We start from the raw sequence: 16923 nt of genomic DNA, 5'->3' as shown, positions 1-16923 counted from the left end.
GGGGAAGTTCAGCGTAGCATCGATAGCGTCTTCGTCTTCCCGTCCGACAGCGTGTAGCGGACGATATAGTGCCGGTCCGTCGTCTCGACCGTAGCCGAGCGAATTTTCGTCGGGCGCTCGCCGAGGTGGAGGAGCGTCAAGTACGTCACGCCTTTTCCACGCTTCGTCGTCGCGACTTGATTGCGGCGTTGCCAGTCGTAATCACGATACGACACGTAACTCGAACCGATAGAAAGTGTCGGGATCGCATCGACCTCGAGCTGCAAGAGGTGAAGGGAGCGTCCTGACGCGTCTTTGAAATAGGCATAACGACTTCCACTCTCCGTTCGGTTCAAGCCGACCCCGAGGTGGAACCGTTGCACGAAAGAAGCGGTCACTGGGCTCGTGACGCGGTCATAGACGAGAATCGTCCCGTTTCGGTCGTAAGCAAGCCGACGCGTATGTGCCATCCCGTTCCCGAGTAGAGAACTCGTCCCGGCTGCTGTCCATTGTGTCGAGGATGCCCCGACGGACGTGATGCGGCTTCGCCCCACATTGCTCGAGGTCAAATTGAAGCTCTTGCCGGACACGTGGACCGTATTGTGGGCAGCTGCTGGTAAGACGGATTGTCGCTCGGGCCGAGACGTATATCCATAGCGGCCTGTCTCGACGATAAAGTCGCGTCCGTAACCGGAGACATCGATTGACAAGTCGTCGGCATGTTTATGGACGTTACTATGATAACCAGCCGTCATCATGACGTGGACGGCATCCTCGAACGTCCCGGCGCGTCCGCCCCAATGTTGGCGGAAGAACGCGTATTGGTCGGCGAGTCGCCCGACTTGTATCGTCGGGACTGTTCCGCGCGTTCCGCCACTCATCGCATAAAGGAGATGAGGATAGCGTTCGACGTGCGGAATGGCGTCCGGACGGTGCACGAGTGACGGGGTGTCCCCGAACATTGGCAACGTCCCGTTCGGCTTAAGGAGATACGTCAAGGCGTTCGGCATATCGCGGACGTCCCGCATCCGGTTCGATAACGCAAAACGGTTGGCCGTGGCCCAGTCGTTGAAGCGGCTGAGCGTGTCGTACATATAAATTTGGTAAAACGGCGAGTGCTCGAGATGGACACCGTCGACACTTAAGCTATGGTTCAGCTGGCTCGTCAGCCGATCCGTTGCAAGCGTGCGCCAGCCGGCGGATCGGTCGAACGAACGATGCGTCTCGGCGATGGCGGTGAGCGCCATGTCTTGGAAGATGCCGTGATTGTTTTTCGGTTTGTAAAAACTTGGTGTCGCCAGTAAGGTCGCGTGTTCGTACAGCGTCTTCGCGAACAGTTGTGAGAATGCCGGATCGTCATTCACGCGTGACGTACGATAGACGTTCCAAAAGTTGAGCAGATGAAACGTCCGGATTGCGGTTCCGTGGTCGTGGTACGGCCACGGGTGGCGCTTATAGTCTTCGACCGGATACTGTTTCGTCCAACTTTGCACGATCCGCTTGCCGTAACGGAGGTATTCGTCCCGGCCGTTCACCGTGTAGGCTTGCGTCAACTGGTTGAGCGTCGTGAAGTAGTGAATTTGAAACGTGAACGAATTGGAATCGACTTGTGGGATGGACGCGTCGAAACGATATGTGTCGATGTTCGGCACCCTGAGTGTATAGGGCGGGGAAGGGATATACCAGTTCCCTCGTAAGGCGTCGTCGGCCCGGGTGACGGCGTGCGTAGGCGACAACGGGTCGTATGTATATGGTGTCAATCCGCGGTTGAGTGTCCGCATGTATTCATGCGTCAGCCGAGCGTATGCGCTTGTCGAGAATGTCGCATGAGATAGGTTGCTCGCCTGTAGCGTCCCGTCTTGCTTTCGGACGTACCATGTCGTCTTTCCGTCAAGGAGACGGAAATAACTGCCGGACGTCGTGACCACTTGGAACGTCCTTGCCCTGCTAAGTGTCGACTTTGGAGTAAGTCGGTCGCCGACGAATTGATAGAGGGTGGCTCCGGAACGCACATGCACGTGATATGGTGCGGTCGTAGACGCCTCGACAGTGGGCGAAGGGAACAGCGCGCCAATCAACACCATCATGACAACGGCACATAGGGATCTTCTCATGCATCTCGTCCTTTCTACATGAACGCCAACGACAAAAAACCTTCTCCTTATCATTAGCCGAAGGAGAAGGGAAATCCTGCCTATTCATTTGATTAAAGGGCGGCCCAGACGTTTTGTTTCAGGACGATTTGTTGTACGTCTTCCGGATCGATACCGTATTCGGCGGAAATCGTCCGTGTCACACGTGAGCGGATATCGGGGTGTTCCGACGCTGTTGTCTCGTACTCATCGTTCCAGGCCCGCCATATTTGAACCTCTTCATCGGACAATTGCGAGTCCCATTCTTTCTCTCGGAGTTGCCAACCAAACGTCATCTCTTCATAGTCACCGGGGGCGACCGTGCCGGCAAGCCCCCAATCACCGCCGGGACCGAAGACCGCTTGGCCGAGTGGCGAGTTGGTACCGATGTATGCTTCGTGGTCATAGTATTGGATGAGTGCGGCTTGGAACGTGTCTCGGTATTTCACTTCATCGATGACATCATGACTGATCGCTTGAAGGGTTTCCACGTCCGGCTGGCCGTGGACGACGACGTCATATTCGTAGCGAACGGTTTCGTCTTCTTCGACGGCTCGACTCGCTTCAATTGTATATGGACGGTCTGTCGATTGGACCGATTCGGTTTCGACTGAATCGGGCTCGCTCTCGGCGGCGTTCGGCCACACATAAATGGCGAAGGCAAGGGCAGGGAGGAAAAGAATGCCCCGTCGTAAGCGATACACCCATCTTGGTTTTTGTGTTTTTCTCTGTTTCATATCGTTCACTCCTTGCGTATGTAAAACATCCCCTGTACGTCAGGGGAGGACGATATTCGCTTGCTGTGTCCGGTCGAGTCGGACGATTCGGGCGTCATCGTTGTCGACGCCTCGAATCAGATCACTTAATAGGCGCGAACCGAGCATACTATACACCGTCCCGTTCCCACCATAACCGAGCAAATAATATAGGTTCGGGCGGTCCGGATGTTCCCCGATGAACGGCAATTGATCAATCGACTCACCAAACAATGCCGCCCACGCATATTCGACGGTCAAGTCATATGTCGGGAACAGTGCTTCGACTTCTTGACGAAGGCGCTCCGCCCGTTGACGAACGATCGCCTCGCTATATGGCGTTTCCGGCTTTTCTTCGTCGAGACCGCCGGCGATAATCCGGCCGTCAACCGTCGTTCGGATATAGAGATAAGGTCGTTTCGTTTCCCAAATGAGCGCGTTGCCCGCCCAGACGTCAAAGTTGTCAATGGGCTCGGTCGCGATGGCGTATGAGCGGTTCAAGTCGATTCGATGAAAATCAAGGAGCGGTGAGGCCCCATACCCGGTCGCGAAGATGACGTGATTCGCATGGAACGTGCCGTTCGTCGTCAAGACGAGCCAACCGTTACCGTCCGACACGACTTCCTCGACACCCGTGTCTTCAAAAATGGGAATCTGTTGTTCGGTTAAATAGCGAATGACTTGTCGACTCAGTCGATACGGATTAACCTCAGCATCGCCTTTTGTAACGATTGCGGCCGGCTTTTCAAAAGAGAATCGTTCTTTTACCGCATCACGGTCGAGCCAATCGACAGAAAAGCCATGTTTCGTTAGCATCTCATACTCGTGTCTCAATTTCGTGACATCTTCCTCACAACTTGCGAAACATAGGCTCTCGCGACGAATGTATTCGGGTTTCGCACCAACTGTCTTCGCTACCTCGTCGAGCGTCTCGACCGCCTCGGCACAAAGTTTATAAAATCGTACCGCGTCGGTCTCACCGATTTGCTCGACAAGCTCATGCAACATAATATCGTTCGAAAACTGGATGAGTCCAGTGTTTGCTGCTGTACTGCCAGCACCGACCTTCCCTTTGTCGAGGACGGCAAAGTCGAGACCATCCTTGTGAAGCGTATAGGCCGTCAGCGAACCGGACATGCCGGCCCCGATGACGAGCACATCGTAACGCTCTTTTTTTGTGGGACGCGCGATTGTAATTGCTTCTGATTCCGTTGTCGGCCAATATAGGTCACCGTTATAAAGTTCCATGTTGTCATCCTCCGCTTCGTTCACATCTCCCTTTTAATCCCCGAATTCAAAAAATGGAAACGCAAAAAACTGCAGACAATCTGTCTGCAGTTCATTCATTATTTTGTGATGACGATCGTTTTAGCGGAAGCGCCTTTCGTGTAGGTGATGCGTTTGACGTTTTCAGCGCCACGAATCTCAGCAAGGTTCGTCCCGTCGACGATCACTTCTTTGACAGTCGCCCCTTTGAAGTCGATGATGGCACCGGCTTTCTCCGGTTTCACTTGAACAACAAGGTTTTTGAGCGGGTCACCTGTGAGTTCCGTGTGAACGCCACGGACGAAGATGCCGTTCTTGAAGTTCGTGCCTTTTCCAATCGTGACACCGATGAAGTCCTCTTGAAGCACAAGACGTGCGGCCGGATGGTTCTCGACCGTGTAGCGTTTCAATTCGACTTCTGGCGTTTCTGGCTCAGGCTTCAAGTCGATTTGGACGAGTACCGGGTCATGGTCACTCGCGCGGCCCGACATCTCTGTGAAGTCCGCGTTGACGTGAATCATGTCAATCTCCGTCGAAGCGGCGAGACGGTTCGATACTAAAATGTGGTCAAGCACTTGCGAGTTGCCTTGGTAGACGTATGAGTAACGGTCCGCAGCTGGAACTTTTTCTACCATGTTTGTGAGCAAGTCGCCTTTGAAGATTTGAAGCGCGTCCGAGAACTCGAAGTCGTTGAAGTCACCGAGTGCGACAACGTTCGCATCCGGGTTATCGGTCTTCACGTCCGCCACGAAATCGTGGACAATTTGAGCAATCTTCTTACGTTGGACTTCACTGCCGAGCACGACCGGTTGCTGTGAACCGAAGAAGCCTGTGTCGCCACCTTTTGAGTTCCAATGGTTGGCAATAACGATGACGTTCTCACCTTGGAAATCGAACTGGGCTGCGAGCGGCTTACGTGAACTGTTGAAGGCCGGGTTGAGCGGGTCGATGCGCCCTGGGTTATGCGTCAACTTCCCGTTCTCATAGCCAACGGCCGTCGTCGCGTCGCCTTCTGGCGCGCCTTCAGTGAGCGAGACACGCTCTGGGTCATACAAGAAACCGACACGGATGTTGGCGTTCGGTGCGCCCCCATCTTTGTTGTTCTCTGGGTCGATGTTGACGTATTTATACGTCTTGCCACCAACAGCAACGATGTTGTCAATCAAGCGCTGGTAGCTTTGATCCGCTTTCGAGTCACCCGTGCTTTGTCCGTTGTTATCCTGGACCTCGGTCACCCCGATGATATCCGGGCTGTTCAACTCTTCAACGAATGCTTTCGCAAGCTTGAGTGCCTTATCGTCCGACGTCTCTTTCACGTTGTTCGAGAAGTTCTCGAGGTTGTAAGAGGCGATCGTCAACTTGTCCTCTTCAGCCTGAATGAACGTCGTCTCACGCTTCGCATTGCCTTTGACGAACGCTTCTTTCATCTCATCGAGTCCGACTTGAATCTTATAGTTGCCGAACGAGTAGCCGACGACACCGACAATTGGTCCGTTGAACAAATCGCCTGTCGCAACGTCAAACTCACGTGCCTCGAGGTTCGGTTCGAGACGGAACTGAATCCGTTCCGCGTTGGCATCGTCTTTCTTCAAGAGAATACCACCGTTGACCGTCTCCGTTTTCGCGCTCTCGAGCACCGTGACGAGATCACCATGCTGTTGTGGTGAGACCGACTTCAAGTTGCCCGTCTCAACGCGCATACCTTCAAGGCTTTCCCAGAAGTCGATGGCGTCTTTCTCTGGATTGAAGATGGCGAGGGCGTCACTATCAATGAATTCAGTCGGCAAGTTCGACTCATCAATCTTAATTGGTGTCGGAAGTTTCACCCCACTCTTCAAGACATCGACTTTGCCGTTGCGTGTATCGATTTGCGTCATTTTCATATCGGTCTGTTGACGGTCGCTATAACCTTCGATCGCATATTCGCTGACAAGTCCCTTCACGCTGACGAGGTCACCGACTTGGATGCCAGGAATCGAACGCCCGCCGTACAAGACGATCGCTTCAGACGTACGTGGATCTTGGTCGGCTTCCATATCCGGTGTTTGGATGTAATAGTATGTCGTGCCACTTGAGACGAACGAGTATGTGACGATCCCTTCGACACCTTCAACCGTCTGTCCATTCATTGGCGACGTATGGCTCGCGCCTTGAATGTCGTGGATGCGAATCTTATCCGTGATCTTATAGTCGTACGTCGTGACGGCGCTGAACGTATCGTTCGATTTGACGACCGTCTTCAACGTCTTCGATGACTCGATGCGAATTGGTGCCGTATAACGTGTACCGTTTACTTTCGGGTCCGATCCGTCGAGCGTATAGTAAATCTCGGCGTCGGCCGTCGTTGTCGAGAGCGTCACGTTTTGTGGTCCGATGAAAGTCCCTTCACCTGGTGTGGCGAGGGCCGGACGAAGAACGGAAGCATCGATGACCGTGTCCGCCGCATTACGCGGGATGATTTGATACGTGTTGTCAAACTGTTGCACGATGCCTGTGATCGTCGCATAGTTCACACCCGTCTGTAAGTCAAGAATGCCGCGCTCATCACGGACGACGAACTCTTTCGTCCCATCTGTTGCCGTCAAGTTTTGTCCACTGCCAGAAAGCGTCACATTTTTCACCGTGACGAGTTCAGACTCGACGTCTTCATTGATCTGGTCACCCGTCAATACTTGCGGAGCTGGTACGGTTGTCGCTTGTTTTGAGACGACGACAGCGTTGTTCAATTGAAGAAGTTCACGGTATGAGCCGAGCGCCCCCGTCACGACGACCTCATCGCCGACGTTGACCGCGAGTGAAGTCGGACGAATTGACAGACCGCCTGTCGCGTCTTGAATCGAAATTGTGTTCGCGAGTTTCGCCGTGACGACCCCTTTGACTGTCACCGTCGCCCCGTCTGCTTGTGTACGAGCGTCCGCGATGGAGATCGGTGTCACCGGTGCTGGTGGTTCTTCAATCGTGCCGCCATCCCCATACTCAACACCTTGGAACGTATGTTTTCCTAAGTTCGTGAACGTATCGATTGGAAGCGCGTTCCATTCGTTGGCGGGCTCGAATGCGTCGTTGCCGTTCGAGTCGCCAGTCGTGACCGTATCTTTACGGACGAGCGTTTGGTCAATCGACGACACCGTCGTACCCCACTTCGGTGACGGACGGAAACCGACTTGACCGAACACATCGAGAATCGTCGTACCTTTCTTCAAGACGAGCGCATCGTCGCCGTTGAAGTTTGTCACACCGCTCGTGATATTCGCCTTCGCTTTGAGCGCGTCGCTTGCGCTACTGTTGACGATGACGTACGTCGCTCCTGGTTGAAGCGTCCCCGTTAAGTTCAATGTCGTGCCGACGGTCGCACTCCCGTTCGTATACAGTTCGAGCTTGTAGTCTGCAAGGTTGATGACCGAGCTCGTTCCATTGAACAGTTCGATGGCTTTGTTGTTGCTTGACCCTTCCACGTACTCCGAGATGAATAAGTCTGTTGCGTTCAGTCCTGCTGCTTGAACGTTAGCCGCGATCGGCGTCAAGCTACTCGCGATGAGGCCGACAGACAAAGCGAGTCCTGTCACTTTCTTGAACGAGCGTGTTGATTGAATCCCCATGTTTCTAGTCTCCCTTATGATTATGTAAGATGGCTGATACACGTCACGTACCGGTTTGACATCACTTGTTTTGTATTGTTTCCTCCTTAACATATACAACGAGATAAATGGTAGCGCTTACATTATTCCACTTTACGATATGCCCTTGACCTGATTCCCCTCACATGGAATGGTGCAATTCGCTATCATTTACCAACTTTTTAACTACATGTTAAACATAACCAAGCAGACGTCAGAACTCAATCCTCTTATTACGAAGTTCATATTACATTTTGATGACAAAGGTAAATCGGTTTTTACTTTGTCGAATGGTATTGACGTACCCGTCTACAACTCTTACAATTCTTTAAAACAAATTAAATGTATCGGTTAACTATGAATTAGAGAGGAGGACATGAATGGCGAAGACTTATCCGGTTATTCCAGGTGCAGGCTCATTTTATTATGAAGGAAACGAGATTGGCATCTTGTTGTGCCACGGTTTTAATGGAACGCCACAAAGTGTCCACGAGGTCGGGCTCGACTTGATGGAGAGCGGCTTCACCGTGTACGCGCCGCGACTCGCCGGACACGGTACCGACCCGGAGGACTTTCGGCGGTCCACGCGCGACGATTGGTACGAGACGGTCGTTGAAGGGGTACGCCTTTTACGGGAACGATGTTGTCGGGTTATGGTCGTGGGCCAATCGATGGGCGGCACACTCGCTTTAAAAGCTGCACTCGCCGGTCACGTCGATGCCGTCGTGACGATCAACGCCGCCCTATCGGTCCCTGGTTACGCTTGTCACGCAGCAGACGGGGTGTGCCGGTTCATTGACGAGGATGCACCCGATATCTCGGCAAAAGGGGTCCATGAAATCGTCTACCACAAAGTGCCGACGTCGGCGATTCGGCAGTTGCTTGCTTTAATAGAAGAGGTTCGTCCACGCGTATCGCACGTATCGGTACCGACGTATGTCATCCACTCGGCAATCGATCACGTCGTGCCGCCGGAAGACTCGATTTGGCTCTATGAACAAGTGGCAGGTTCGAAAGAACGTGCCGTCCTCGAGCGATCGTATCACGTGGCAACGATGGACAACGATCGAGAGCGGCTGTCCGGACTCATCGCCTCATACTGTGAACAAGTTGCGTCTGTTTTGAACGTGTAGTCGTCAGACTACACGTTTTCTATGCCTTCCGACTTTGCAAACGCTTGCATGAATGCTATGGTAGGATTAGATCTACTACATAACAGGTATGTATCTGTCTAATACATTGACTACAATCTTTAGGGGGAAATTGACGTATGGAGACGGCGTTCAGACGAGTAGGACAACCGACGGTCACACGCACTTGGTGGAAAGAAGCGATCGCCTATCAAATTTATCCGCGTAGCTTTAAAGATTCAAATGGGGATGGGATTGGCGACCTTCGCGGTATTATTGAAAAACTCGATTACCTCGAGGAACTAGGCATCGACGTCATTTGGCTTTGCCCGATGTACAAATCGCCAAACGATGACAATGGGTATGATATTTCCGACTATCAAGACATTATGGAAGAGTTCGGTACGATGGAAGATTTCGATGCGTTACTTCACGCTGTGCACGCACGCGGAATGAAGCTATTGTTAGACCTCGTCGTCAACCATACATCAGATGAACATCCATGGTTCGTCGAGTCGCGCCAGTCGACAGACAGCCCGAAACGGGACTGGTATATTTGGCGAGACGGACAGGACGGGGAAGCGCCGAACAACTGGGCAAGCATTTTTGGCGGTTCGGCTTGGGAACACGATCCTGAGACAAATCAGTATTATTTGCACGTCTTTTCAAAGAAACAACCGGACCTTAATTGGGAGAACGGGGAAGTCCGCACGGCCGTCTATGACATGATCAATTGGTGGCTCGATAAAGGGATTGACGGCTTCCGTGTCGACGCAATCAGCCACATTAAAAAGAAGCCGACGGACACGTTGCTTCCGTCAACAGACGGGAAAAAATATGTGACGGCCTTTTCGATGTATTCCAATATCGAGGGCATCCACGAGTATTTGCAAGAGATGAAGCGCGAGACGTTCTCGAACTACGACATCATGACGGTCGGCGAGACGAATGGAATCGAACCGGAGGCGGCGGACTTATGGATGGGCCCTGACAATGGGGCGATGAACATGGCCTTCCATTTCGACCACGTCGATATCATGCGTAAGTCACGCCTCGCCCCGCTCGACGTCATCGAACTGAAGCGCATCTTCGACAAGTGGCAGCAAGGATTGCTTGAAACGGGATGGAACGCGCTGTATATCGAAAACCATGACATGGTCCGGGCTGTCTCGCTCGTCGGGGACGAGAACCATTACTGGCGCGAGAGTGCGACCGCGCTCGGCATGATGTATTTCTTCATGCATGGGACACCGTTCATTTACCAAGGCCAAGAGATCGGGATGAAGAACGTGCCGCTCCCGTCGATTCATGACTATGATGATGTCGCCACGAAGAATGAGTATTTCGAGCGGATCGCGCATGGGATGAGTGAAATCGATTCGATGCAACAAGTATGGGGCACGTCGCGCGACAACGTCCGCACCCCAATCCAATGGGACGCCTCGCCGCATGCGGGGTTCTCGACACGTACTCCATGGATGCCGATTCATGAGGAGTACGAAACGCTTAACGTGGAGGCACAAGCAAAAGACCCTCACTCGATCTTATCGTTTTATAAGGCGATGATTCGACTTCGCCGGACAGAAGAGACGTTCACTTACGGACGTTACCGCGACCTGTTACCTGAACACCGGCAAGCGTTCGTCTACGAGCGTGCACTCGGCGAGACACGTTTCGTAATCGTCACTAACTTGACGGCCAATCCGGCGACGGTGACGCTTTCGGACGTCGTGACGGGAACCTTAGTCTTGACGAATGAGCTCGATCCGGAGCCGATTGACACCGAGACATTTTTATTGAAACCGTTCGAGGCGAGACTGTATCGCCTTTGACCCGAATGACGGACACGTTCCTAGCTATGGAACGTGTCCGTTTTGTCGTTTTTCGACAACCTTAGGCTGTAACAGGTTTCAAAATAAAAGATTTTAAAGAACCATTTATGGTTTTAATAGTTAAATTAATTACAATTAATGGTTTTCAAAAACGGGTTAAGAAATAAAAAAATATCACGTTTCTTCTTATTAACAAGGTCATGTGAATTTGAATCTGAGTGAGCAGGAGGGATGAAACAGATAAAAAAGTAAGCTATACTGGGAATCAACAGCACATTGAGAGAGCATTGAAAATAATGTTCGAGGTTGAGCGGCTTAAAATTCGGGTAAGAAAATGAAGATATTGATGCCGCCAATCGTCGTTAGAGAAAAGGAATCTGCATTCACTAATGTAAAAGATTACCTTACAAGGCATAATGAGAAAATTTGAAGGAGGGAACACTTTGTCCGCACTGCATTGGGTGATTTTATCGCCTTTTTTATTCGCGCTCATCATCCCGTTTTTGTTTAAGTACGTCTCAAAAATTCATACCGGATGGTTCGTTTGGCTGTTGCCGACAGCGCTATTCGTCTACTTCATGAACTGGCTACCGGTCATCTCGTCCGGCCAAGTCGTCGAGACGAGTGTGTCCTGGATTCCGGCGCTCGGGATTGAGTTCACCGCTTATTTAGACGGATTGAGTATGTTGTTCGTCCTGTTGATTACAGGGATTGGGTCGCTCGTCGTCTTGTATTCGATTTTCTATCTATCGAAGAAAGAACGACTCGGCAACTTCTATGTGTACTTGATGCTCTTTATGGGCGCGATGCTCGGTGTCGTCTTATCCGACAACTTGATCGTCTTGTACGTGTTCTGGGAAGTGACGAGCATGGCATCGGCACTCCTCATCAGTTATTGGTTTCATAAGGACAAGTCGACGAAAGGTGCGCAGAAATCGATGCTCATCACCGTGGCCGGCGGACTCGCCATGCTCGGTGGATTCATCTTGCTCTATCAAATGACGGGCACGTTCAGCATTCGGACAATCATCGAGAATGTCGATGTCGTCCAAGCGAGCCCGCTCTTCGTACCAGCCATGATTCTCATCTTGCTCGGTGCTTTCACGAAGTCGGCGCAGTTCCCGTTCCACATTTGGTTGCCAGACGCGATGGAAGCTCCGACACCCGTCAGTGCGTATTTGCACTCGGCAACGATGGTGAAGGCAGGCATTTATCTCGTCGCTCGGATGACGCCGGTGTTCGGCGGCTCGAACGTCTGGTTCTGGACGCTTTCCATCGTCGGACTCGTGACACTCCTTTGGGGTTCGATCTCGGCCGTCCGGCAAAAGGACTTAAAAGGAATTCTTGCCTTCTCGACGGTGAGCCAACTCGGTCTCATCATGTCGCTCCTCGGTGTCGGTTCGGCCGCGCTGACGGGCGGGGCCGATGATCCGATTTATTCGCAAGCGATTCTCGTCGCGGTGTTCCATTTGTTCAACCACGCGACGTTCAAAGGCGCGCTCTTTATGGCGGTCGGGATTATCGATCACGAGACGGGAACGCGGGACATCCGCAAACTCGGGGGCTTGATGACGGTCATGCCGATCACGTTCACCGTCTCGCTCATCGGTCTTGCGTCGATGGCAGGATTGCCACCGTTCAACGGGTTCTTGAGTAAGGAGAAGTTCTTCTCAGCGATGTTGAACGTGCGTAACTTCGAGGCGTTCGATGTCGGTTCGCTCGGGTTCCTATTCCCGCTCATCGCTTGGATTGCGAGTATCTTCACGTTCCTCTACAGCTTGATCATGTTCTTCCACACGTTCCGTGGGAAGTTCGAGCCGAGCAACTATGAGCGGAACGTGCACGAGGCGCCGATTGGAATGCTCATCAGTCCGATCATTCTCGTCGTCCTCGTCATCGTCTTCGGCTTGTTCCCGAACTTGTTGTCGTACTCGATTATCGAACCGGCGAAACAAGCGATCTTGCCGACGGTCTTGCCGGAAGGCGAACAGTTCGTTGTCGATATTAAGATTTGGCACGGGATTAACACAGAGCTTCTCATGACGCTCGGTGTCGTCTTGATCGCCTCGTTCTTGTTCTATCTCATGCACCGTTGGATGAAACTCGCTATCTACAACCGCGAGCGTGACCCGTTCAACTGGTTCTATGACAATGCGCTTACTGGCCTCACGTCAGGTTCGCAGTGGATCACACGTCTTCAAATGACGGGGCTTTTGCGTGATTACTTCGCGTATATCTTTACGTTCATGTTGCTCCTCGTCGGTTACACGTTCTGGCGATTCGATGCGTTCGCCATCGACACGGCAAACACGAGCGTAATCGAGCCGTTCATGTGGATTTTGATTCCGCTCCTCATCGGGGCAATCATTACAATCCCGTTCTTGAACCACCGCATCACAGCGGTCATCGTTGTTGGGGTCATCGGCTTCTTGCTCGCCCTCTTGCTCATCGTGTTCCGGGCGCCTGACCTCGCGCTCACGAAGCTACTCGTCGAGACGGTGACGCTCGTCATCTTTATGCTCGCGTTCTACCACTTGCCCGAGATGCGAAGAGAGAAGTTCACGCCACGCCTGAACGTGGCGAACCTGTTCATCTCGATCGGGGTCGGTGTCACGATGACGCTCGTCGCCCTCAGCTCGGCAGCGCTTGGAAACGAGGCCGGCTATGAGTCGATCTCGGATTACTTCCTCGAGAACGCGAAAGAGCTTGCAGGCGGCTATAACGTCGTCAACGTCATTCTCGTCGACTTCCGTGGACTTGATACGTTGCTCGAAGTACTCGTATTGGCCGTTGCGGCACTTGGGATTGTCACGCTGATTAAACTACGCTTGAAAGGAGGAGAAGACGTATGAAGAGACAAGTGAGAGCCAGCAACTTGATGCTCCATAGCATCACGCGGGTCGTCACGTTCATCTTGCTCGCATTCTCGATTTATCTGTTCTTCGCCGGACACAACAGCCCGGGCGGAGGGTTCATCGGTGGATTGATGACGGCGAGTGCGCTTCTCCTCATGTACTTGGGGTTTGACATGAAGCGGATCAAAAAGGCGCTTCCGTTCAACTTCACGACGATGATTGCCGTCGGCTTGCTCGTCGCCCTGTTCACGGGCGTCTCGAGCATGCTGTTCGGTTATCCGTTCTTGACCCAATTCTTTGATTACTACGACTTGCCGGTACTCGGGAACACGGAGCTGTCGACGGCGCTCCCGTTTGACCTCGGGATTTACTTGGTCGTCGTAGCCATTGCCCTGACGATAATTTTAGCGATTGCGGAGGATGATTCGTAATGGAAATACTCATGTCGATTACGGTCGGTGTCCTCTTCATGGTCGGCACTTACCTGTTACTGACGAAAAGCTTATTGCGAATCGTGCTCGGACTCATCTTGTTGTCGCACGGGGCGCACTTCTTGCTCCTGACGATGTCGGGACTCCAGAGCGGGACGCCTCCGCTCCTCAATTTAAATTCAGAGGCGTACGCGGACCCGTTACCACAAGCGCTCGTGTTGACGGCGCTCGTCATCAGCTTCGGGATGACGTCATTTTTACTCGTCTTGTCTTACCGGACGTACAAAGCGTTCAAGACGGACGATTTAGAACAGTTGAGGGGGTCGGCCGATGAATAACTTGCTCGTACTCCCGTTCCTGATTCCGTTCGCGGTCGGGGCCATCTTGATTTTATTCTCGAAACACATCGGCTTGCAGCGGTTCTTGAGTGGATTGACCGCGATGCTCATGCTCGGTGTCGCGATTTATCTGTTGAGTGTCGTCCGGACCGAGGGTGTCGTCGTGTTAGAGGTCGGCAGCTGGTCGGCACCGTTTGGGATTGTGCTCGTGGCGGACTTGTTCGCTGCCATCATGGTCCTCATGTCCGCCATCGTCGGACTGCTCTGTCTCTTCTTCGCATTCCGGACAATCGCACCGGAGCGCGAGAAGTTCTATTTCTACCCGTTCTACTTCTTCTTGTTGACGGGTGTGAACGGCGCCTTCTTGACAGGGGACATCTTCAACTTGTTCGTCTTCTTCGAAGTCATGCTCATCTCGTCATATGTCTTGATTGTCATGGGCGGGACGAACTATCAACTCCGTGAGTCACTCAAGTACGTCGTCATGAACATCTTCGCCTCCATCTTGTTCATCGCGACGATGGCGTTCACCTATGCCGTCACCGGTACGCTTAACATGGCGCAACTCGCCGAGCGTGTCGCCGAACTGGAACAAGTCGGCGTGCTGAACGTCATTGCGATGTTTTACTTCATCGTGTTCGGTATGAAAGGGGCGTTATTCCCGCTTTACTTCTGGTTGCCGCGTTCGTACTATGGACCACCGGCAGCGGTCGCCGCATTATTTGGTGGCTTGTTGACGAAAGTCGGGATTTACGCGATTATCCGGACGTTCACGCTCATCTTCCCGCACAATCAAGAGTTCACGCAGCCGATCCTCATCTGGGTCGGGGCGATCACGATTGTCATCGGCGGGCTTGGCGCCGTCTCGAACTTCGACTTCAAGCGCATCCTGTCGTACCATATCGTGTCGCAGGTCGGCTATATGGTCATCGGTCTCGGGCTTTACACGAGCCTTGCGATCGCCGCGGCGATTTATTATATCGTCCACAACATCATCGTGAAGACGGCGCTCTTCCTCTATGCAGGGACGGCGCAACGCATCACCGGGACGACCGATTTGAAACAGATGGGCGGCTTACTGAAGACGCACCCGCTCCTCGGATGGATGTTCTTCATCACCGGGATCGCCATCGCTGGGATTCCACCGTTTAGCGGTTTCGTCAGTAAGTTGTCGCTCGTCGTCTCGAGCTTTGAGACGGAGCAATACGCCGTCGGTGGAATCGCACTCGCCGTCGGGATGTTGACGCTCTTCTCGATGATTAAAATCTTCATGTACGTGTTCTGGGGCGAACAGAAGCATACGAAAGCCCAAGGCAAGACGAAAGTCGGCGACTTGTTGCTCCCGGCCATCCCACTCGTCATCTTGACGACGGTGCTCGGTGTCGCGGCTCAGCCGATCCTATCGTTCTTCCTCGAAGCGTCGAACCAATTGCTCGATCCATCGATTTATATTGATTCTGTCTTGAAAGGAGGGGGCGCATGACGTTCCAGGTCGTATTAAACACTGTCATCGCCATCATGTGGGCGGTGCTTTGGAATAGCTATACCGGCGTCGATTTCCTGCTCGGTTACATCGTCGGGATTTTCATCTTGTTCGTCTTACGTCGCTTCCTCCATTTCGACTTCTATATGCGCCGCGTCTTCGCGGCTTTCAAGTTAATCGCTTTGTTCATCAAGGAGTTAATCATGTCGAACATCGATGTCGTCAAAGTGCTCCTCAGCCCAAAGTTTGATATCGAGCCCGGTATCATCGAAGTGCCGACACAGCTCAGGTCGGACTGGGAGTTGACGCTCCTCGCATCGCTCATCAGTTTGACGCCAGGGACGCTCTCGATGGACTTTTCCGAAGACAAGAAGTCGATTTTCGTTCATTCGATTCACGTGCCGGATAAGGAACAGATGATTCGGGAGATTCACGACACGTTTGAGAAAGCGATTATGGAGGTGACGCACTAATGTTTAAAGTGTTGCTTATGATCGCCCTGTTCTTCATGTCGGTCTCACTCGTCATCTCGTTCGTTCGGACCGTGAAAGGGCCGACGATGCCGGACCGCATCGTCGCGCTCGATGCGATCGGGATTACGTTGATCGGCGTCATCGGGATTTTAATGATTCTTCAAGAGACGATTGCCTACGCCGAAGTCATCCTCGTCATTGGCATATTAGCCTTCATCGGGACGATTGCACTGTCGAAATTTGTGGAGAGGGGGGATATCTTTGACCGCGATTGAATGGATTGTCGCCATCCTCTGTCTGATTGGTGGGTTTCTTAGCCTCGTCGGTGGAATCGGGTTCATCCGCTTCCCAGATGTATACGGACGCACGCACTCCGCGACGAAAAGCGCTACGCTTGGTGTCATCACCGTCATGGTCGGGACGTTCCTTTACTTTCTGTTCGCAGAAGGGATGTTCTCCGGCAAGATTCTACTCACGATTCTCTTCGTCTTCTTGACGGCACCGCTCGCAGCCTTGATGGTATCGCGTGCTGCCTACCGGACAGGCGTTCCGCTCTCGAAACTGACGACGCAGGACGATTTGAAAAAGAAATACCCGGAAGCACGAAAAGACGTCAACTGACACTCTCCGCT

Annotated in this window: 13 protein-coding genes; 9 read left to right on the top strand and 4 right to left on the bottom strand. The window is 52.5% G+C overall.

Annotation, left to right across the window (positions count from 1 at the left end; translation table 11 throughout):
• Nucleotides 1–8: 8 nt before the first annotated feature.
• The 4 genes from KNP92_RS11945 to KNP92_RS11930 form a co-directional block, all read right to left on the bottom strand.
• Nucleotides 9–2093 carry a heparinase II/III family protein gene (locus KNP92_RS11945; RefSeq protein WP_214840805.1) on the bottom strand — a complete coding sequence of 695 codons (2085 nt, stop codon included), beginning with the start codon at nucleotides 2091–2093 and terminating at the stop codon, nucleotides 9–11.
• A gap of 92 nt (nucleotides 2094–2185) precedes the next feature.
• Nucleotides 2186–2848: a hypothetical protein gene (locus KNP92_RS11940; RefSeq protein WP_214840803.1), complete on the bottom strand. Its 663-nt coding sequence runs from the start codon at nucleotides 2846–2848 to the stop codon at nucleotides 2186–2188.
• A 39-nt stretch (nucleotides 2849–2887) separates the two neighbouring features.
• On the bottom strand, nucleotides 2888–4114 hold the full coding sequence (locus tag KNP92_RS11935) for an NAD(P)/FAD-dependent oxidoreductase (protein ID WP_214840801.1): 1227 nt from the start codon (nucleotides 4112–4114) through the stop codon (nucleotides 2888–2890).
• Nucleotides 4115–4212: 98 nt separating this feature from the next.
• Nucleotides 4213–7731, bottom strand: a complete 3519-nt coding sequence (locus KNP92_RS11930) for a chitobiase/beta-hexosaminidase C-terminal domain-containing protein (protein WP_214840798.1) — start codon at nucleotides 7729–7731, stop codon at nucleotides 4213–4215.
• A gap of 398 nt (nucleotides 7732–8129) precedes the next feature.
• Between KNP92_RS11930 and KNP92_RS11925 the strand changes: the two genes are divergently transcribed.
• The 9 genes from KNP92_RS11925 (at nucleotide 8130) to mnhG (ending at nucleotide 16912) form a co-directional block, all read left to right on the top strand.
• The gene (locus KNP92_RS11925; protein WP_214840797.1) at nucleotides 8130–8882 is read left to right on the top strand and encodes an alpha/beta hydrolase; all 753 of its coding nucleotides are present in this window, start codon (nucleotides 8130–8132) and stop codon (nucleotides 8880–8882) included.
• Nucleotides 8883–9019: 137 nt separating this feature from the next.
• Complete coding sequence (locus tag KNP92_RS11920) at nucleotides 9020–10711, top strand: glycoside hydrolase family 13 protein (protein ID WP_214840796.1); 1692 nt, start codon at nucleotides 9020–9022, stop codon at nucleotides 10709–10711.
• A 443-nt stretch (nucleotides 10712–11154) separates the two neighbouring features.
• Nucleotides 11155–13563 carry a Na+/H+ antiporter subunit A gene (locus KNP92_RS11915; RefSeq protein ID WP_214840795.1) on the top strand — a complete coding sequence of 803 codons (2409 nt, stop codon included), beginning with the start codon at nucleotides 11155–11157 and terminating at the stop codon, nucleotides 13561–13563.
• The gene (locus tag KNP92_RS11910; RefSeq protein ID WP_214840794.1) at nucleotides 13560–13997 is read left to right on the top strand and encodes a Na(+)/H(+) antiporter subunit B; all 438 of its coding nucleotides are present in this window, start codon (nucleotides 13560–13562) and stop codon (nucleotides 13995–13997) included. The genes KNP92_RS11915 and KNP92_RS11910 overlap by 4 nt, the downstream gene beginning before the upstream one ends.
• Nucleotides 13997–14335, top strand: a complete 339-nt coding sequence (locus KNP92_RS11905) for a Na(+)/H(+) antiporter subunit C (protein ID WP_024371000.1) — start codon at nucleotides 13997–13999, stop codon at nucleotides 14333–14335. Before KNP92_RS11910 ends, KNP92_RS11905 begins: the two co-directional genes overlap by 1 nt.
• On the top strand, nucleotides 14328–15818 hold the full coding sequence (locus tag KNP92_RS11900) for a Na+/H+ antiporter subunit D (protein WP_214840793.1): 1491 nt from the start codon (nucleotides 14328–14330) through the stop codon (nucleotides 15816–15818). The genes KNP92_RS11905 and KNP92_RS11900 overlap by 8 nt, the downstream gene beginning before the upstream one ends.
• Complete coding sequence (locus tag KNP92_RS11895; RefSeq protein ID WP_214840792.1) at nucleotides 15815–16291, top strand: Na+/H+ antiporter subunit E; 477 nt, start codon at nucleotides 15815–15817, stop codon at nucleotides 16289–16291. The genes KNP92_RS11900 and KNP92_RS11895 overlap by 4 nt, the downstream gene beginning before the upstream one ends.
• Nucleotides 16291–16566: a Na(+)/H(+) antiporter subunit F1 gene (locus tag KNP92_RS11890; RefSeq protein WP_214840790.1), complete on the top strand. Its 276-nt coding sequence runs from the start codon at nucleotides 16291–16293 to the stop codon at nucleotides 16564–16566. Before KNP92_RS11895 ends, KNP92_RS11890 begins: the two co-directional genes overlap by 1 nt.
• Nucleotides 16553–16912 (top strand): monovalent cation/H(+) antiporter subunit G, encoded by a 360-nt coding sequence (mnhG, locus tag KNP92_RS11885; RefSeq protein WP_214840788.1) that lies wholly within the window; start codon nucleotides 16553–16555, stop codon nucleotides 16910–16912. The genes KNP92_RS11890 and mnhG overlap by 14 nt, the downstream gene beginning before the upstream one ends.
• Nucleotides 16913–16923 lie beyond the last annotated feature (11 nt).

Source organism: Exiguobacterium sp. s122 (assembly GCF_018618475.1).
Lineage (GTDB): Bacteria > Bacillota > Bacilli > Exiguobacteriales > Exiguobacteriaceae > Exiguobacterium > Exiguobacterium himgiriensis.
Note: the sequence above shows the minus strand (reverse complement) of the source record. Positions and strands in the feature narration are given on the sequence as shown.